Origin of the sequence: Niallia nealsonii, from assembly GCF_002835805.1 — a bacterium.
Taxonomy (GTDB): domain Bacteria; phylum Bacillota; class Bacilli; order Bacillales; family Cytobacillaceae; genus Niallia; species Niallia nealsonii.
The window spans coordinates 1-20,090 of record NZ_PISE01000005.1; the positions used below are offsets into that span (position 1 = coordinate 1).

At 32.7% G+C, this 20,090-nt stretch carries 16 protein-coding genes and 3 pseudogenes; 6 read left to right on the top strand and 13 right to left on the bottom strand.

Going from position 1 to position 20,090, the window contains the following annotated elements; all coding sequences use genetic code 11:
- Window positions 1-848 precede the first annotated feature (848 nt).
- Both CWS01_RS02490 and CWS01_RS02500 read right to left on the bottom strand, forming a co-directional pair.
- Window positions 849-1,832 carry a tRNA dihydrouridine synthase gene (locus CWS01_RS02490; protein ID WP_168714352.1) on the bottom strand — a complete coding sequence of 328 codons (984 nt, stop codon included), beginning with the start codon at window positions 1,830-1,832 and terminating at the stop codon, window positions 849-851.
- 1,147 nt (window positions 1,833-2,979) lie between these two features.
- Window positions 2,980-3,558 (bottom strand): annotated as a pseudogene (locus CWS01_RS02500) (ABC transporter permease subunit); the annotation flags it as partial.
- A gap of 716 nt (window positions 3,559-4,274) precedes the next feature.
- Here CWS01_RS02500 and CWS01_RS02505 point away from each other — a divergent pair.
- Window positions 4,275-4,709 carry a HipA domain-containing protein gene (locus CWS01_RS02505; protein ID WP_101175475.1) on the top strand — a complete coding sequence of 145 codons (435 nt, stop codon included), beginning with the start codon at window positions 4,275-4,277 and terminating at the stop codon, window positions 4,707-4,709.
- 503 nt (window positions 4,710-5,212) lie between these two features.
- On the opposite strand, the pseudogene CWS01_RS23390 reads toward CWS01_RS02505, so the two are convergent.
- Window positions 5,213-5,311 (bottom strand): annotated as a pseudogene (locus tag CWS01_RS23390) (helix-turn-helix domain-containing protein); the annotation flags it as partial.
- Between the two features lie 487 nt (window positions 5,312-5,798).
- Between CWS01_RS23390 and CWS01_RS02520 the strand changes: the two are divergent.
- Entirely contained in the window at window positions 5,799-6,359 is a 561-nt protein-coding gene (locus tag CWS01_RS02520) for an HPP family protein (protein WP_101175477.1), read from the top strand.
- Between the two features lie 364 nt (window positions 6,360-6,723).
- On the opposite strand, the gene CWS01_RS02525 is transcribed toward CWS01_RS02520, so the two are convergent.
- The 8 genes and pseudogenes from CWS01_RS02525 to CWS01_RS23565 form a co-directional block, all read right to left on the bottom strand.
- On the bottom strand, window positions 6,724-7,419 hold the full coding sequence (locus tag CWS01_RS02525; protein WP_101175478.1) for a hypothetical protein: 696 nt from the start codon (window positions 7,417-7,419) through the stop codon (window positions 6,724-6,726).
- A gap of 231 nt (window positions 7,420-7,650) precedes the next feature.
- Complete coding sequence (locus CWS01_RS02530; protein WP_328588886.1) at window positions 7,651-8,469, bottom strand: amino acid permease; 819 nt, start codon at window positions 8,467-8,469, stop codon at window positions 7,651-7,653.
- 130 nt (window positions 8,470-8,599) lie between these two features.
- On the bottom strand, window positions 8,600-8,875 hold the full coding sequence (locus CWS01_RS23290; RefSeq protein ID WP_328588887.1) for a hypothetical protein: 276 nt from the start codon (window positions 8,873-8,875) through the stop codon (window positions 8,600-8,602).
- Between the two features lie 74 nt (window positions 8,876-8,949).
- Window positions 8,950-9,816: a YitT family protein gene (locus CWS01_RS02535; RefSeq protein WP_101175479.1), complete on the bottom strand. Its 867-nt coding sequence runs from the start codon at window positions 9,814-9,816 to the stop codon at window positions 8,950-8,952.
- Window positions 9,817-10,537: 721 nt separating this feature from the next.
- On the bottom strand, window positions 10,538-10,792 hold the full coding sequence (locus CWS01_RS02540) for a hypothetical protein (protein WP_407938526.1): 255 nt from the start codon (window positions 10,790-10,792) through the stop codon (window positions 10,538-10,540).
- Window positions 10,792-11,091 carry a DUF2089 family protein gene (locus tag CWS01_RS02545; protein WP_101175480.1) on the bottom strand — a complete coding sequence of 100 codons (300 nt, stop codon included), beginning with the start codon at window positions 11,089-11,091 and terminating at the stop codon, window positions 10,792-10,794. The genes CWS01_RS02540 and CWS01_RS02545 overlap by 1 nt, the downstream gene beginning before the upstream one ends.
- Before the next feature lie 324 nt (window positions 11,092-11,415).
- Window positions 11,416-12,144, bottom strand: coding sequence for a YwmB family TATA-box binding protein (locus CWS01_RS02550; protein ID WP_101175481.1), 729 nt, complete (start codon window positions 12,142-12,144; stop codon window positions 11,416-11,418).
- Between the two features lie 344 nt (window positions 12,145-12,488).
- Window positions 12,489-12,596 (bottom strand): annotated as a pseudogene (locus tag CWS01_RS23565) (IS6 family transposase); the annotation flags it as partial.
- A gap of 111 nt (window positions 12,597-12,707) precedes the next feature.
- Here CWS01_RS23565 and CWS01_RS02555 point away from each other — a divergent pair.
- A complete protein-coding gene (locus CWS01_RS02555; RefSeq protein ID WP_101175482.1) occupies window positions 12,708-13,154 on the top strand; it encodes a hypothetical protein in 447 nt (148 codons plus the stop codon).
- Between the two features lie 68 nt (window positions 13,155-13,222).
- Here CWS01_RS02555 and CWS01_RS02560 read toward each other — a convergent pair whose 3' ends face one another.
- Together CWS01_RS02560 and CWS01_RS02565 are read right to left on the bottom strand one after the other, a co-directional pair.
- Window positions 13,223-13,303, bottom strand: coding sequence for a YjcZ family sporulation protein (locus CWS01_RS02560; protein ID WP_101175483.1), 81 nt, complete (start codon window positions 13,301-13,303; stop codon window positions 13,223-13,225).
- Window positions 13,304-13,895: 592 nt separating this feature from the next.
- Window positions 13,896-15,662: a helix-turn-helix domain-containing protein gene (locus CWS01_RS02565; protein WP_101175484.1), complete on the bottom strand. Its 1,767-nt coding sequence runs from the start codon at window positions 15,660-15,662 to the stop codon at window positions 13,896-13,898.
- A gap of 1,022 nt (window positions 15,663-16,684) precedes the next feature.
- On the opposite strand from CWS01_RS02565, the gene CWS01_RS02570 reads away from it, so the two are divergent.
- From CWS01_RS02570 to CWS01_RS02580, 3 genes are all read left to right on the top strand, one after another.
- Window positions 16,685-17,803: a hypothetical protein gene (locus CWS01_RS02570; protein ID WP_101175485.1), complete on the top strand. Its 1,119-nt coding sequence runs from the start codon at window positions 16,685-16,687 to the stop codon at window positions 17,801-17,803.
- Between the two features lie 548 nt (window positions 17,804-18,351).
- The gene (locus CWS01_RS02575; protein ID WP_101175486.1) at window positions 18,352-19,404 is read left to right on the top strand and encodes a 2,3-butanediol dehydrogenase; all 1,053 of its coding nucleotides are present in this window, start codon (window positions 18,352-18,354) and stop codon (window positions 19,402-19,404) included.
- A 328-nt stretch (window positions 19,405-19,732) separates the two neighbouring features.
- Window positions 19,733-19,975, top strand: coding sequence for a hypothetical protein (locus tag CWS01_RS02580; protein WP_101175487.1), 243 nt, complete (start codon window positions 19,733-19,735; stop codon window positions 19,973-19,975).
- The last annotated feature ends 115 nt before the right edge of the window (window positions 19,976-20,090 follow it).

Consider the following 20,090-nt stretch of genomic DNA (forward strand, 5'->3'; position numbering starts at 1 on the left):
ACTTGTTGTTTCGTTTTATAACAAAGTTATAAAAACGAGTATTGTTGACGTTTTGTTTGTTCAGTTTTCAAAGAGCAATTTGTTTCTATCGCTCAGAAGCGACTTTAATAATATATCACAATAACATTTATTAAGTCAACAACTTTTTTTAAGATGTTTGGAACATCTTATTTATTCATGCTGATGATTTAATCTAGTATGTTTTTTATTTCCACTGCTCTCAGGAGCAACTTTTATATAATAACAATTTCTATTTCTTTAGTCAACACTTTCTTTACTTCTAATATATCTATTATGTTGTTCTTCCTTTGGAAAAGCACGTATAGAAACATTTCACTATAAAATAGTAACTTTAGAAGAATGAATTAAAAATTCCATACTTTTACCCAATATGTTTCTTTCTTCAAGAATTTTTTTAATTTCTAGTAATCTTTAATGTTATAGAAATTTTTCAACATTTTAGAAATAATTGACCTAATCAATTAATAGTAGAAGAAACTCTATTTACTTCTATTTTGATTTCAGCACTGGCAACCTAGAGATCAGATGCCCCTTCTTAGTCTGCGTAAAGTTCAAGCAAAAGTAAAGAGCCTTCCAACTTAAGAAAGGCTCTTTACTCACTATTACATCTAATTTTAATCTTTTCTTACAGATAGCGACCTGCACTCTATATGTGCAGAGTATATGTGGCAACACAAGGGTGCTGGTAGGTTTATTACATTTTGAAGACCTTTTTACAGACTTTATCAAAACAAAAGTTGCCAGCTGCAAAGGAACTTGAACCTGAATAAAATAAGTACACATGAGTTGATGTGATTCATTTTTTCTCTAACTTTTTGAGAGTTACATCATTTCACTGTCCCGGTCCCATCAACATCTTTTCCAAAGTTATCAAGCAATGCACGCACTTCATCTGTTGATTTCGTGTTCATCAATTGATTTCTTAATTCACCAGCTCCATGGAATCCTTTGACATAAATTTTGAAAAAGCGATGAAGCCCTGTGATGGAACGTGGCAGTGCTTCCGCATATTGATCTTGAAGATCAAGCTGCAGTCTTAAAAGATCAAGATATTCTTTACTGCTATGCTCTTTTGGCTCTTTTTCAAAAGCAAAAGGATTTTTAAAAATACCTCGCCCGATCATAACACCATCAATACCATATTGTTCAGCAAGCTGCAGCCCAGTTTGACGGTCAGGAATGTCTCCATTGATTGTTAGCAGCGTATTTGGTGCGATACGGTCACGTAATTTTTTAATTTCCGGAATTAACTCCCAATGCGCATCTACTTGGCTCATTTCCTTTCTTGTACGTAAATGAATAGAAAGGTTCGCAATATCCTGTTTTAAAATATGCGTTAGCCACTCCTCCCACTCCTGAACCTCCTTATAGCCAAGTCGTGTTTTCACGCTGACAGGCAGTCCGCCCGCTTTTGCTGCTTGAATAAGTTCTGCCGCAACGTCTGGACGCAGAATAAGGCCACTACCTTTCCCTCTCGATGCCACATTCGGTACAGGGCAGCCCATATTAATATCGATGCCTTTAAATCCTAGCTCTGCCATGCCAATACTCATTTGACGGAAATATTCGGGATTATCCCCCCAAATATGTGCCACCATTGGCTGTTCGTCTTCTTTAAAAGTCAAACGGCCACGCACACTTTTCATGCCCTCTGGATGACAATAGCTATCCGAGTTTGTAAACTCTGTGAAAAATACATCCGGTCGACCGGCTTCACTTACTACGTGACGAAAAACAACATCTGTCACATCTTCCATTGGTGCAAGTACAAAAAATGGTCGTGGTAAATCACGCCAAAAATTATCTATCATTTCAAACTCAAATCCTCTCACTATGGATAAAACTTCAAACTCTCGGTCAAAAAATATAAAGCCAAATGTTCCACTTCTTTTACACTTATATCATGCTTAATAACTTATTATCAAACACAAGTACATTTGGACATTTATAATTTGTGAAAATCGACAATATTTATTTTAACGAAAATCAATCCTGAATGGTATTTTTATAAACAAAAAAGCAGATGGTATAGATTTTTTCTATATCAACTGCTTGAAGATCGGAAACTTATTTATACACTTGAGGATCTTTCTTAGATACTTTCTTGGCAAAAACCTTTAAAATTTCTAAGGCTTACAGCCCTGTACCTTCTAACTCTGTCATTAGAAGAAATAATTGTTCAAAAGTTATAATATGAATGGTTTTGATTTTAGATGAAGTATAAAAAGTGGAAGGTGCGTTCTATTACTCAAATATGTTTTCTTTTTTATGTTTAAAAATAATTTTATATTTTCTCCACACGTTTTTTTAACTTCTTCATTGTTTTCCTTCCTTTACAATAGTTCGATAAATCCAAACTATTATTACTTATAATACATTAATTCATGAAAAATATTGCACAAAACCACAAAAGGTTCAATAATTACAAACTAAATAATAATTTTTTTAATAACAAAGAAAAAATTTAGTTATATATTGGATGCGTAAAATTAAAGTAGCGTTTCTTGTTTCTGTTACATCCAAAAGTGGATACGACACTACATGAAACTAACCTCATTTGTCCACCCTCTATTTCTTCTAGTATATCTATTACTTGTTCGTCTTAGGGAATAGCTGTTCATTTTCTTTCAATACGCCGTTGAGGAAGACAATTTCAGCGTTTACCGTTTTAATCGTGCAAGCAGGATTCGAGGAACGCACTGCTGGATTTGTTGCAGAAGTATTTTCGTTTTCGGTATGTAATGTAACGGGAACAATGGTTATTTTTTTTGTGGCATATGAAAAGCACCTCCTTTGCTTGATACATGTATTGTACCAGGAAGTGCAGCTCTTTTTATATGCGTTGTTTGAATGGGTCCTTACGTCTAATCTGACGATTATATATTTTTCATATATACCAACTCTATATAATTAGACCAAAAGAAACTTGATAGCAATCAGATTACCTTCGAAACGACTTTATGAAGCTTTATTTTTATTATAAATATCGAAAGCTACAGCCGCTAAAAGCACTAATCCTTTGATACCTTGTTGCCAGTCGATGCCTAAGCCAAGTATAGACATACCATTATTCATTACACCCATAACAAGTCCACCTATAATCGCCCCAGGAACTGTACCAATTCCTCCATAAGCAGATGCTCCTCCAATAAAACAAGCAGCAATCGCATCTAATTCAAACAGATTTCCGGCTCTAGGTGTGGCAGCATTTAATCGAGCTGCAAAAAGAAGTCCAGAAAGTGCAGATAAAACTCCCATGTTTACAAAAACCCAAAATGTCATACGTTTTGTTTTTACACCTGATAATTGCGCCGCTTTTTCATTTCCACCAATTGCGTAAATGTGTCGGCCGGCTTTCATTTTTGTTGTAACAAATCGATATGCAACAATTAATACGACTAGAATGACTAAAATGTTAGGAATTCCTTCATAAATAGCAAGTACGTAAGCAAATAAGTTAACAAGAGCGACCATTCCAACAATTTTTGCTACGAAAATTCCCGTCGGAGCTACATCAAATTTATACTTTAATTGAGTTTTCCTATTTTTCACTTCATCTATTTTCATAGAACAGCATTAACTTCCTATAAAAATATACTATAATAAATGATTTACTGGAGAATAACCCTTTACTTTTAAATATTCTGTCAAATTCAACATATCTATAAGTTTATACGTGTGAATAGCTTTATTATAAACTATACAAATCTATCTAAACTAGATGCCAGAGCAAAAAAGCTACAGCATAATATTTTTGAAATTTATCTGCTGTAGCTACACCCCTAAAAACTTATTTATATTTTGTTTGGGAAGCATAATTTTCTATTCTCATTTTAAAAATACCGTTAACAATGTAATAAGCCGGGTTTCCTATTTGTCTACCTTTCTTGTCTTTCCCATTATTTTTTCCATTTCTAGTAACTTGTTTCTGTATTCAGTTGTAGAAATATATCTTATTTGGCCTTGTTCCATATAGCATAGGATGCGTTTCATATGATCTGGATGAACGTTATAGTTCCTTTCTAATCATTTCTTGCAAAAGGTACATTTCACAATTAATAGATTTTATTAACATTAATTTTAATATCAATGTTAATAATTTGATAAAGTAAAGTGAAACACCTATTCAATCTTTCCCAATGACGTTTCCTGACTATTTTTCAAGTGCTTTTTTATGAGAACTTCTGTTATGCAGCGAGATAACTAGGGAGGAACGCTATAAACGGCTGACTAACTTATCTGAAGATATCAAATTGGGGCTCGATAAATTAATATTGTTTGATTATCTTATTGATAACTATGACAGACATATGAGAAATATTGAATTCATGCGAGTAAAGGCAGACATTATATTAGCCCCTATATTTGATAGCGGCTCTCCCTTATTGTCTGAATATGTGGATGATGATGACTTAGAGTTTTTAAGAGATGATGAAGATACATTTGATGAAGCAATAAGATTCGCCCAAACCCAATCCAAGGCTTTTGCTCAAGAACATTCCCTGGAACTAAGATTGGTAGGGAGAGCAGCTTTCGAGAAAGTCAATTTAGCTATCAAGGAAGAAGCATTCAAACAGATGGTAGAACAGTATTCGGAGTATCTTTCTTCTTTAAGAAAAGAAATAATTATCGAATTGTTAACCCATCGATACAAAAATATTATAAAGTGGTCTGAAAGAGTTAAGTAAATAACAGGAAAAGAAGAGCTCACTATGAGGGCTTTCAGTTTTTCGACAACCTGAGCCATCCTTCTAAAAATAAAGGATGGCTTTTTTATATTATTTTTAAAAGAACAGTATAAGTAGAATCGATAATAAAACAAATAAACACAATAATCCAATAAATAAGTAGCCTGCAATCCTAACGAATTTTGGAAAAGAGTTGATATTATAGTTTTTTACGCCTATATTATCACCTGTTGCTTTCTGCGCGTTAGCAAATTCTTCAGGAACAAAAACTTTGTCATCATTTGATAAATAATTTTCATTTGTTTTTTGAGTTTCATGTTTTTTTATTATTCTCACCACTTTCAACTTATTCTTTTTTATTATCTTTATCCACATTTTGTATCTTTTGTTAATATATTAACATATTTAAAAACCAGTATAATTATTACTTAGTTAACATAACTACTCAAAAAATAACGAATAGAGTCATTTTGAACATTACTTCTCGAGAGTTGAATAAGTATTTAGTTGTTACCTACTTCGGATAATCTTCGGTACAAAGCTGACCTTGGAACATTCGTAATTTCACAAATTTGCTTAACAGCCATTTTTCCTTCTCGATAAAGTTTTACTGCCTAGTTAATTCCTGCATGTTTATCGTGATACTTCTTGACCCTTCCCTGGTATTTCCTGATAATTACGGATTTTTTTGTTTCGCGTGTGGTATTTTTACCACGGACGAGAAATGCTGAAAACTCATATGTATCAACGATTTGATTTACTTTAAAAACTCTCTCTTCTCCCTCTATATAAATAGCATTTTCGATTTTTTTTGCAATCCCTAATTTTAAAATTTTTACGTTATCACCATAAAGACTAAAAAGTTGCCATTAAGGCAACAAAAAGCAGTTTATAAGATCAGTTATTTTTTACAAAATTCAGAAATTCGATACAATTTTTTTATTTAAAATCGGAGATCGAATTTATGAACTTAATTATGATCTATATTTTGAAAAAAATATTTTAAAATTTAAAGTTTTCCTATAGTATATAATAGGGCAATAGGAAAAAGCCTTGCCGATCTAATTAAGAACGTATAAGGAGAATTATATGAGTATTTTGAAAAAATCAAATAAAAATATACAAAGTCAATCTTTAGGAGGTTTACCCGTTTATTTAAATAAAATGAAGGGTGTATCTAGACAGGAAACTAGATTTGATTATATAGATTCTCTCATTTCTGCCACAGGAGTTTTTTTAGCTATTAGTATTATTTGTTTTTTAGCGGTTTCTTTCCATTATCCTATGGCAATGGGTCCTTTAGGGGCAAGCTGTGTTCTCGTATTTGCTGCGCATAATGGCCCCTTATCTCAGCCTAGGCAAGTGATTGGGGGGTATATACTTTCCACTGTTATAGGCCTTATCATTTGGAGTATTTTTGGTAAAAGTTTATTTATTATTACAATATCCTTAGCTGTTGTTTTAATTTTAATGTCCCTTACAAAAACCATTCACCCTCCCGCAGCAGCCAGTGCTCTAGTAGCGATAAACTTTGAGACAGGATGGGGATATCTTATTCCGATTGTAATAGGCATCTTTTTGCTCGTTTTTATTTCCATGCTCTACAATAACTTATTCCCTAAAAGACAATATCCAAAGCATTGGTTATAACTACTAACGAACAATGCCTGTCACTATTCGATCACAGCCGCAGTGTTAAAGTGTTGATTGAGTGCTTCGGGGCTTATTAATAATACCCTTTAGAAGATTCTAAACTACTGCATAGCTGTGCCAAAGGTTTGCTTTTTTGTTGGATATTACTAAAACCATTGCAACCATAAACAATACTACAATTTTCTTCATGATTATCACTTCATTTTAGATGAATAAGATCCCAAAGGATTGAATTCATAATCTATACAAATCTAGTTAATATAATCAAACATTATAGGTAGGGAAAAGGGATCTTCAATTGGAAGATCCTTTTCATTGTTTATGGAATTAAAGGACCTATTAGTTGGAGAATACCTTATTCCTATGGTTGAAATTTAATAGATTTAGATTGATACATATTATCCTGATATTCATAAACAATAACAACTTCACCAATAAAACCACCTACTGGAGAAATTTGACCTCCAATTTTAGCTATAAACTGATTATCCTTTATTTCAAATTTAATGATATTATTAAAGGAAATGTCTCTAAATAAATGTTCAGATTGAATACCTAATGGTTTTATATCAACCGTAAAATGCTTGTCACCAATACTTATCTTAGCTTTGTCGGGGGTTAACTGTGTTCTAACGTTTTTCATTATTATTGCCAACGGGTTGTCAATAAGTACCTCAACTGGAACATCAACAATTGCCTTACCTATTTCTTTCTTTTCTATATGAAAAATATGGGCTTCTTGTTCTAAAACACCAGTGCCATACCCTTTGGTCAATATGATAATTAACTCTTGCTTATCGCATTGGTTAATATTTTCATAAATAATTTTTGGAGACCAAGTAGGACTTGTATCGTTTATCCAAAAAGGTCTTGAGAGTATTCCCCACTTAAATTTAATTTTGAAATCACGATATAAACCATCCAACTCCTTTGCATACAAGGTTATATTCTCTTTGTTTGACTGTGCAACAACATCATACCCTACAATTTTTGCTTCTACTTTAATAGGGGAAACTGTAAGTAAAATTGTTAATGCTAAAATTATGTACTTCTTCATAGAAAACACCTCCATTTAGTGTTCCCCAAATTATTTCCTTATTCCATTAACCTGCTTGTTAGTTTAATAAAACTTTAAAGTATCTAAATAAGTCTTTTATACATACCTAGTTAACATAAACAATGAAAAGGATCTTTCAATTGAAAGATCCTTTTCATTGTTTATGTAATTAAAGCACCCTTTAATTTAATTGTAAATATTAACAACTTTTGCATATCTTGTCATTGACTGCTAGGTTTGAATAACATTTTCCATATCAATGGAACTTGCGGTCGGACCCCTTTTTTTAATTTTAGATCCTAAGTAAAGAATGATGAACCATATAGGTACTACAATTAATGCTATTCGCATTTCAGAAATAAATGACATTAAGACAATAACAAGTGCTAAAAAAGTCAATGCCAGATAAGTTGAAACTGGATATAATGGCATTTCAAATGCTAGTTTTTCAATTTCTTGTTTTATTTTTGACTTCCTGAACTTTATTTGCGTAATCAGGATAATCGTCCAGCTGGTTATCATTGCTACTGTGGCAACTGAAGAAATGTACATAAATACTTTTTCAGGAACAATGTAATTCAGAACTACTGCAAACAATAAAATTAATGACGTGAACAGTATTCCACGTATCGGACTACCATTCTCGTTAAGTTTTCCAAAATATTTCGGACCATTATTTTGAAGTGATAAATTGTATAGCATTCTTCCTGAACTGAATAACCCGCTATTAAAAGCAGATAATGCTGCTGTTAGAATAACCAAGTTAATGATATATGCGGCACCAGGAATTCCAACTAATTCCACTTCTCCACATGAGAACGTTACAAGAACCAAGGACATTAAAATTCCTTTAATTCCATTTGGCATAAATCCACGATGACTCCAAAGATTGTCCAAACCAACTGGCTGAACTCCATTCCCAATCCCCAGGAAGATAATTCCTAATCCAAGCAGGCTCATCCCGATAATGGCTACAACTTTAATCAGTGCAAACCAGAATTCAACCTCCCCAAATGCTTTTATATTAGCAAGGTTTATCGTTGTAATCACGACAAGCACAGCAAGTGCTGTGAGTCATTGTGGAATATCCTGGAAACCAGTAATTCACATAACCACCAACCACGGTTATTTCTGCCATTCCAGCGACAACCCACATAAACCAATAAGTCCAGCCGCTAAATTAACCTGCAAACGTACCTAAATATCGATTTGCGTAAGAACTAAATGAACCTGAAACTGGTTGATCGACTGCTAGTTCACATAAAGCTCTCATTATGATAAAAATAATTAAGCCTCCGACTAAATATGAGAACAAGATGGAGGGACCAGCCATTTGAATAGCTGCACTTGAACCATAGAACAGTCCGACGCCAATTGCACCTCCAAGTGCAATTAACTGGAGATGCCTGTTATCTAAACCTCGTTGCAGATTCTCACTTTGATAATTTTTACCCAACCTAAATTCCTTCAATTAAAACTCTGTTTTCTTTGTATAAAAGATAACAAAATGCAATGAACGAAACAGGTTCCTTAAGAAACTAACATTTTACTTGAGGAAGACCGAAAAGATGGAGTGAATCCCTCACCGATCACCTCAGTTGCATCACATAAGATAATAAAAGCTTGAGGATCAATTTCCTGTACCACCAATCTTAGGTCCTTTACTTTTGATTGATCAAGGACTGTCATCATAATCACTCTTTCGCTATTAGTGTATCCTCCTGCCCCCGTTATTTTCGTTAGACCTCTATCTAATCCATTCAAGACAGACTCTGTTATTCTTTTTTCATATACCTTTGATGATATGATGTATGCAACCTGAGATCCTTTATTTTTCCCTTGAATAAATTCCATCGTCTTTCTTGTCACAAATGCCCCAACTAGGGCATATAAGGCTTTTTCAGGTGAAAAAATGAGTCCTCCTGCAATCATAACTATCGCATCCATAAATATAATCGATGTACTGTATTTAACAGACTTTATTTTGTGTAGAATCTGAGCAATTAAAGTAAAACCGCCAGTATTTCCACCAACTCGAAAAACAATCCCTAAGCCAACTCCTACCCCTAATCCTCCAAAGATAGAAGCTAATAGAGGATCATCTGTAAGTGGATGTAATCCACTTGTGAGATAGACAAAAAACGGGATTAATAGAGAACCAATGACCGATTTTAAAATAGTATTCATCCCTAAAAAATAACAACAAATCACTAATAGGAGTAAGGTAGTTACCAATAAAATGGTTGCTGAAGGAACATTAAATATACTACTAAGGACAAGAGATGCTCCCGTTAATCCACCAGAAGCAATCTGGTTCGGACTCTGTAATAGAGTAAAAGATAACGCAATAATAAACGTACCTACTAACATAGATGCATAAAACTTTACTTGATTCACAATAATCTTCTCCTTTCATTTAAGAGATTATAGACTATTAAGAATTTTCTAGCAAGAACACGAATTAACGCTTTTCTGCCTTTATGCTTATATGCTTTTATGCTTTTTTTCATTAAATTAATAAAGTCTGTTCTATGAGGTTTTCTTCAATCTGCATTGTTATAGCAATAAAAAAAGAGGTGCCTCAGCATCCTCCATTACTTACCCCTCAAACCTTTAAATTCACTTGTGCCTTATTAAACTAAACTGCTCGTTAGTTCAATAAGATTTTAAAGTCTCTAAACAAGTCATTTATACATACCTAGTTAACATAATGTATCCTATGGAAAATAAGCACAAAATGAAAAGGTGGAATTCGTCCATATTCGGTTTGGGAAATAAGTAAAAAACGGAGATATATCTGAGAAGTCCATACTGCTGTTTGTTTTCTTGGACTTCCTTAACTGGCCTATAAATATTAGCATTAGACAGGAAAAAAGAGATTTAAGAGTCTTTTCTGACTTTCTATTCAACTAAGCAGAAAGCAGTTTAAATAAGATACATAGTTTTTTACAACACCGCTATTGCTGCAATATGTACAGGATTGTTATTACTGCAATTTTTGGACTGATAGGAAATAAATATATTAAACAATACACTTAAATATAAAACGGACACTTTTAAAAGAATCGTTATCTTTATTTCTCCTTTACCTACTTTATATCATGAGTTTTCATTTTATCTAATTCTTTTTTTGTTTTCTCACGGAGGTACTTTCTACACCACTCCATTCTATAATAAGAAAAAGCATCCCTAATAGTAGAATAAGAATGAAGCCAATAATACTTTCAATACGGTTTGTTATAAACAGCCATGTTAAAAAAACAATATAAGCTACTGGTACAATTCCTCCCCAATAAATACTATTCCTAGTTGAAAAAAAATATTGAACAGCCAATACACCGGCAATAATGAAAACCCCATAAAAATCATCCATTATTTCTCATCCCTTTCTTGTTTATATTTTTCAATAATCAATTTTGCATCCTCAAGGCTTATACGATCATCAATCGAAAGACTTTTGATAAGTTTAATAAATCCCTCGTTATCTACAGCATCATGAATTTTTATTTTCTCGATTAGTCTGTCCAGTTTAATTCTTACTGTTGGATATGACACTTCATAAATCTTTGCGATTTCTTTTAAAGAACCTGACTTTAGAACAAAGTTTTTAATGAATTCAAGATCTTCATTTTCCAAAGACAGAATCCAATTTGGTACATTTTTGCTATCCATATTAATCACCCCTTCCTTTATTTAAATATTAGTTCAACATATTTTTTAACATTATTAAATAAAACATTAATTTTATTAAAAACAATTCACAAGAGCTGTAAAAAAGAGATGTTTCTTGATTAGAAACATCTCTTTTTTTAGTTATTCATTTAACACTGAAAATTTCTACTTCCCACTAACCATAAGGATGGTTATTATCAGTTGGTCTTTGAGATAGTGCCAAGCAATCAAAACAGTAATTGAAGTAATTAATGCTATCAGTAGCATTATTATTTAATTCATCAGATTTTAGGGCATCAGAATTAGCTATATAGCCACTAGTTACTAATATTCAGAAGTTATAATTGGAGTACCAATAGTTACTTTTATATCCTTATTGGAATGATTTGAATCTCTGTACGCAATATGTAAATTCATAAATTGGTTATTTCCAAGAGGAAGTTTTGCCTCCCAACGATCTGTATAAGCAGACAATGATACAAAATTTTCTTCATTAAGACTTTGTATTTTTTCTCCAGAGAAATTTTTTAGTAGATTTGTTGCTTCTACATAAAGTGGCTCACTTATGCTCGTAGTACCCTCCACCGTATAAAATACCGAAAAATCTTCAATTTTTGACTTATATAATTTGGAGATTTCAGCCCATTTATTTTTATTCCATCCATCTCCTTTTACATCATAAGTAATACTTAAATTATATTTATCTTTTAGAGGGAAATATACAATAAGGATTTTCTCACTTATATTCAAATTTGAAGTTTTTCTTTCGCCAATAATTGTATAATGATCTTCCTCAGATTCTACTTTTGACCAATTATATCCTGTCTCTTCATTTTTAATTTTAGTAATTCTTTTTTTTATATCCTTTATGTTGTTATATTTTTGGATCGGTTCTTTTATATACATAGACCACTTATCTAATTTGATGTTCTGTTCTTTAGCTATTTCTGTTATTTGTACTAGTTCATTATTATTAAAAAATGCTTTTGCTTCTTTTATAAAAAGGAAAGTTACGAACAGACCACATAATAATATTAAATTTACTTTTTTCATATTGTTCAACTCCTTGCTAGAAGGATAGCCAATACAGAATCTAAATATACGCAGAGTTTACTAGATTATTAGACTTTATTTATAACAATATTTTTTAAGTAAGCTAGTTCCTTTTTATTTCGTATACTATGTTTAATTATCAGGCCATTACCTAATGCAGACTTTTGTACACAAAAACAGCTAAAGAATATTACACCTAACTATTTCATAATTTGTTTATCTTTTTGATAATCTAAATATACTTCAGAGTGCCGATAAATCACTCTCCAGCGACATAATTATGATTCTGGTGCAAATATGATTTTTCAACAGCCTAGAATCTTCATATCTTTTTTAACTGTCAATTATGATACTACTCCAAATAATTCATGTATGAATTCAATCTCATTCTGGGCAGACTTCACCCTTTGTTGAAGTTGATCTTTTTTCGGCATGTGTCTTTTTTTGAGACCTTATTACACCTTTGTCTATACTTCACACTGTTGTTAAACATAATATATTGCGAACAACCTGTATTTACTTTTTTGTATCAAATTTTGAAAAAGACGGGAGAACGAACACTAATGGGCAAAGAAAAAGGAAGTAAAGAAAAGGAGATAAAAGTTGTAAAAGTTGTGGGAGATAAAAAAGAAATGCAAGCTCAAATGCTGGAACTACAGAGAGAGTCAACAGAAACATTGAATAAAGTCTTAAATGAAATAACACTATTAAATAGTAATCTGGAAAAAATGGGGACTGCAATTTCTTCGATGCAACAAAACGTACCTACTACAAATTCTTCAAGCATACTTGCTAATCTTGATACTGACACAATGTTAAACCTCTTACCGGTTGCACGTAGCCTTTCTAAAGGTACACAAACGGGACAAGCTATATATCCGATGTCTCAAGTCCCAAAACCTAATCCTTTAAGCTTCCTTAATAATTTGGATATTGATAAAGTATTAGATATCTTAATGGTTGCACGTAGCCTTTACAAAAGTGAAGGCGAGAATGAAAATAAAGAATAGCCATGTAAAAGGGCAAAGAGCTGACTCGCAAAAAAGAGTCAGCTCTTTGCCCTTCGTTTACTTATTAATTAAAATGCTCCTAAAACAATGATTAGTAGGATGAAAAGCACAATGATAATAGAAGCCTTTCCACCATAGCCACCAGACATATCTATCCCTCCTTTAAAAAAGGTAAAGGACTGGAAAAGATCAGATTCAACTCTTTAAATTGTACCCTTTGTAAAGGACATAATGAAAAAATTAGGAAAAGTATGAACGATAGTTAAAAATCATTGCCCATAATACTCCATAATAGCTTGTCCTCTTTAACAAGATATGTCTGTAAAATTATCTTGTATAGGACAAGCTATTAGTAGATAGGTGGATTTTCAAGAATACTCATTTTACAAAATGAAACTTTATCCTTTGTTAAGCAAATAGAAATCGATGTTGCTTTCTCTTTTCGCAAAGTTAAAACGCCTTAAATGCCTTATTAAAAGATAAAGACAAAAATAGTGCATCAAAATTTGTACAACATTTTTAAGTTAAGATAATAATATATATAATAATAAAATTACTATTATAGTTAATGTTAATATTGATTTTAGTAATTATACCTTATCCCTCTTTAATTCCTTCCTGTTTATATCATACACATCCTGTACGCATCTACTACTCGATTTTGAGTATTTAGTCTATCAACAAATAAAAGGTCCACTACATAAATGGACCTTTTATTCTATAATCTATAAAAATTTTTCCTTATCTCTGCATTTTTTGCTGTAACCATTCTTTCATTTTATCGTCATTCCTCTTATTCTGTCGTTTATTCTCTCCGTTAATATACCGAGATAGTGTGGTGTGGGCAAAGCCAATTTCCTTTGCAGCTTGCCTAATACTCATATCAAGCTTTTCTAACGCTTCTTTCATAATCTCTGGTGTAAGAGATATATCATTCAACTCTAAACTCTGTTGTTCAAAAACTGCCGGATGCGCTTCTTTTACAGATTCATGAACCTGCTTTTTAGGAGCATCGATTGGTGCAGAAACCATTTTCTTAGCTGGTTCCTCCATGAACTCCATTTTTCTCTTACTTGTATGGAGCGGTTGAGAATAGGAAATAAATTTCTTATTCTCCTTGATCACATGTTCTGCCGGTGCAATATAAACATTTAATTTAGCCCAATAATTTTTTATCCAATTTCTTTTCCCAACCTGTTTTTCATCCATTCCATCTATATACTGCCATTTCTTAATTACCCCGTCAGCTTGTAAATCATCCAAAGTATTTTCAAACTTATCTCTAAGAGCAATACCTGTGTAGCGATTTGAGAAGTCCATCTCCTTTAAAAGGGTACTTACCTTAAAAGGTTGTTGAAGGTTATTTTTAACGGTTCGAATTCTCCACTGTAAATTTAAATATCGGGTTAACCGCTTATGAGCTCGTTGATTTGCATGACTATAATGAAAAACCTTTAAATCCAAAATACCCAGCGTCCGCCTTGGTCCCTCCAAATAGGGAGTGAGGATAGAAGTTGGTCGAACTTGGACAGCATAGATTCCTTTAGCCTCTCCACTACGTTTATCATAGGCAACACGTATTTCTCCTATTTCAAACATACGCTTAAAGTCCTTAAATTCATACAACTCATTTTCTTCTAATCCCTCAGTATTTACAATTTTAACTGTTTTGTCTCCTAGAGAAACCCATATACTTGAAAGGGCAGCAACTCGTCGCATTATATTGAATCGATCTTCTTCTCTGTATGCTACTTCCTTTCCTGCCCAGGTTTTCTTTTTAATATTTCGTAATCTAAGCGCATCATCACTATGAAATTCAATATAACCATCACTAGATTTTGGGGAAGTTAACCATAAATAAGAAATTAAATCAAAAAGGTCTGCAGTTAAATCATCTAACGAATTTAATGTCTCTCCTAAAGTCTCTAACCATATATCTTGCTCAGAGGTCATGGTTGTTTGCAATTCATGTGGTCTCAGTTCAGCTACTCCTTTTACATTGCCTCGGTTATCAATAATCTCAGTAGCTAGAAACCCTGTTTCTCCCTCTTTAAATTCTTTCTTTTTGGTGACCATATCCCTCATGAGATAAAAATCCATATCCGTGCTAGATAAAATATAATCATTTTCTAATACTTCCTCAATTTTCTCTTCATTCACACTATACTTAACTTCATATTCTGGAAACTCCTGATATAAGTGAGCAGTAAGATTTCCTTTTATTGCTTCTCCAGAGGAAGCAATTACTTCCCGCACCATTTGCTTTGTTATTAGTTTTTTATGAAAAAAAGCTTCGGTGAATAGAGAGACTAATACACCAAAGGATCGCATTTCTTCAACAGGCTTTTGTAGGATGATTTCTTTCTGGGTCATATGATAGGCATGATTTTTCCACGTTCCCAAAATATAAGGTCTATCCTGATAAAGAAATTTTATTTCTTCATAAATTGCTATTTTTAAAGTTGCATAATTTAATATCAGCTGATCATCTATATCATCGTATCTCATTAAAGTTGCCCTCCCAAGCTTCTAAACTAATCGGGAATAGTATCTTAATAATAACAAAAATGCACCACTCTACTCACATTTTATTATATACCTTATTTAAAATGCACCATTTGTTATTTCCTAAATCATCTAGAATCTATTAAGAATTCTTTATATACTGGATTTTTCTAAAAGAAAACATTCCCTATGAAATAATTACTATATTCTAATTTAGCAGACGGTGTGTACCTTAAAATACACCATTTCTTTTAGTCTGTCGGAGAATGTATATCATGAAATGCACCATTTCTTTTAATCTGCCAGAGAACGTATATCATGAAATGCACCATTTCTTTTAATCTGCCAGAGAACGTATACCATGAAATGCACCATTTCTTTTAATCTGCCAGAGAGCGTATACCATGAAATGCACCATTTCTTTTAACTTACCGGAGAGCGTATACCATGAAATGCACCATTTCTTTTAATCTGCCGGAGAGCGTATACCATGAAATGCACCATTTCTTTTAATCTGCCGGAGAGCGTATACCATGAAATGCACCATTTCTTTTAATCTTGCCGGAAGGTGTATACCTTAAAGTGCACCGTTTTTTTAATCCTGCCGGAAGGTGTATGCCTTAAAATGCACTGTTTTATTGATTCTACCTGAAGATGTGCACCTTAAAATGCACCATTTTTTTTAATCCTGCCGGAAGGTGTATACCTTAAAATGCACCATTCCCTTTTAATCCTGCCGGAACCTGTTGGGTATTTCATTAAATTTTTAGAGAGGAACTCAGCTATACCAAGGCTTTTGTAAGAAAAAATATACAAGTTAGTATGGTGCATTTTAATTTGTCTGGTGCATTTCCTGGCGGAACCTGTATAAAAACTTTTTTTTTTTTTTTTTTAAAACCCTTTAATACCAAGGCTTGAACCCCCTTAATTGAAGTGGTGCATTTTCTCTAGAAGAGGGCGATTTGCCAAAAGACAAATACGCTATAATAGTTTAAACAACTATTAACTGGGAAGGAGGGCTTAAAATGAACCAAATCACTAAATCTGCTACTAAAATTAAAATCAATGGTTTCAAAATGCACCAAGCTATTCTTGACGAGTTCAGAATGGTGAGAGATGAATCGTTTGAGCGCCCTCCTGCTTCTGCCTATGTTGTATATCTTACAATGCTAAAACAACTAGATTTAGAGAAAAACCAAAGAGGAATGTTAAAAGATTATAACCTTTCTTATTGGGCTAAAAAACTTAGTATTCCTTATTCTAGCTTGTATTCTGGACGCCTATATCTAGAAAAATATCATTTTATTAAAGAAGAAATACATAACGATTATCCAGTATTACTATTAAAAGATGTTGAAAAATATAATAATCCAGGTTCAGAAGGACAAATCAATTACCTTCTGATTCCGCATGCCCTTTTTGAAACGAATATTCTTGCAGAGCTCGTTCGTACTTCTAATCCAGGAGGAATTGAGCTCATGTTGTCATTATTTAATCAGTTTAGAACAGCTCTTTCTAAAAAAGAGACGATAGAATTGGACAAGCTTCGCCAAACAAGGAATATGTCTACACTAAAGAAACAGCTAAAAAAGAATGCTAAAAAGGTAAGAGAATTACTTAGCTTATTGGAACCATTATTCAGCGTTGAATATGAGGGAGTTTCTTTCCGTGGTAACCAAATGTGGATTAGCAAAGTGTGGATCACACTGAAAAACGAATGTGTAAAAGAAGAAAGTCCAGAAGACTTCAATGTGGCACATTTAACTGCTATGCTTTCACATGAACTTACCTATTTCTTAGATGGTCTACGTCTAAAGTACAAACCTAGGGACCAATTTGATGTCATGATCTCCTTCCAGCAGGAAATCTATAAAAAGGTTATGCTAATTCCAGAGCAAAACGGTTTTAAGCGGGATAAAGCTATTAAAAATGCTTTTATTCATTGTCTAGATAGTATTGGAGAATATATACATAAACAAAAACAAATAAAAACTACATTCCACATACATAGTATTGGTGCATTTTTTAGGAGATTCTTTAAAAAGCAATTCGTTTCTTTTATAAAATCTTTGGATTACACTCTTATACATGAATACAAAGTAGCGGAATATGCTAAAAACCGCACTATTATTGAGTATGTTTAATTTTATAGTTTAAAAGCCTTGTAAAAAAACAACTACTTTTACAGGGCTATTTTTAGTGGAAGTTGATTTCCTAAATTTTGATTATATCTAAAAATAAATCCGGATGAAGCAGCTGGATTTATTTTTTATCTAACTGTTTACGAATATACACTTGTGGATTTGTGATTATCATTTTTACTTACATGTGAGTTTTAGAATATCTTTTTAAATTAGCTGTTAATTTGTGAATTGGTTGGATTTGAGTTTGTGTTATCTAGAATAATTGGATAAAAGAAGACTAATAAAGTAGAGAGAACTGATGGGAGAGTAAGATAGAAAGGACATTTAGAAAAGAAGCTTATTATTTTATGTATTTTTTAATATATCTATATCTTTATTAATACTGAAATTTTTATCTTTATATGTTATTTAAACAAAAAAATGTTATAACTAAGAAATTCATCTAATTCGATGTCTAAAAGAAAATGTTATTTATTTGAAAAATATAGAAAATATTGATAAATTAGCATGGTAATATAGAAAATACATAGGACAAGGGGAGAGGAAAAATGAAAGCGTTACGATGGCATGGAGTGAAAGACTTACGATTAGATCATATCGATGAACCAACCGCACAAAAAGGTCAAGTAAAAATTAAAGTAGAGTGGTGTGGAATTTGTGGAAGTGATTTACATGAATATACAGCTGGACCAATTTTTATTCCAACAGAAGAGCCACATCCATTAAGCGGTGATAAAGCTCCTATCATTTTGGGTCATGAATTTTCTGGACAAGTCGTAGAAGTTGGAGAAGAAATAACAAAAGTTCAGGTAGGAGATCGTGTAGTGGTTGAGCCAATATACGCGTGTGGTAAATGTACAGCTTGTAAACAGGGAACATATAACCTTTGTGAGAAAATGGGATTTTATGGTCTTGCTGGTGGTAATGGCGGTGGTTTCTCAGAGTATGCATCCATACCAGAAGCAATGATTCATAAAATCCCAGATACTGTCTCTTATGAGCAGGGAGCACTTGTTGAACCATCGGCTGTTGCTCTTCATGCTGTACGCCAGAGTAAATTAAAAGTTGGAGATAAAGCCGCTGTTTTTGGAACTGGACCTATTGGATTATTAGTCATTGAAGCTCTAAAAGCATCCGGTGCATCAGAAATTTATGCAGTGGAGTTATCTGAACAGCGTAGAAAAAAAGCGGAAGAATTCGGTGCAATTGGCATTGATCCTAGTGAGTGTGATCCTGTTGAACATATTCAGAAGTTGACTAATGGAGGGGTGGATGTTTCTTATGAGGTTACTGGAGTTCCCCCCGTTCTGACTCAAGCAATCAATTCTACCAAGATTGGTGGAGAAACAATGATTGTAAGTATTTTTGAAACAGAGGCCTCTATTCATCCTCAGAATATTGTTCTAAAAGAGCGTACAATCAATGGGATCATTGGATACCGTAATGTATTCCCGGCTGTTATTAGTTTAATGGCACAAGGCTACTTCCCTGCTGATAAATTAGTTACTAAACGAATTAAGCTAGATGAAGCAATCGAGGAAGGCTTCGAGACTTTATTAAAAGAGAGAACTCAAGTGAAAATTTTAGTAAAGGCTGAATAGTTGAAAAACCAGGTTTCTTTTATATGGAAATCTGGTTTTTACTTTATTGGTAAAAGGATAAACCTTTTAATGATTATCTAATATATTTTTTACAACCATCTATAAACTCCTTCTTCTACTTTCTCAATTTATTACAAATTTCCTCTATATGCTCACCTCTTCGCAAGATTTTATGGCTCTTAGACTTCATGGAAGAATATTTGTTGGAAGATTACGTTTTAAAATAACTTCATTGTTTCCCAAACATGGCAGGGAAGATTGGTGAATAAGAATGAAATATTTGTATTGGGGAAAAGTATACTAACAGTTTATAAAAGGTGTGGGTAGCTTGTATTATTTATTATCCATTGGATTAATTATATTAGGATTCTTAGGACTATTTGTAACTATTTTTAAATATACAAAAGAGCAAAAAAATAAAGTGAAGTTTACTGGAACTGGTCAAGGTTTAGATGCATACATCTTTACCAATATGTTAAATTTACTTCCCTGGTGGATAGTTAAAATTATATTAATACTTAGTAGTGTAATTGCGGTTTTTGTGGGAATTATGATCATTTTAACAATTTAAAATAATAATGAGCGGAATAATATTACCTATTGCAATCATTACTTCATCCGTGAACATGCGATATCCTAATGCAGCAGTTAATAATTTAATTCCGGATAAGATGGATAATAGAGCC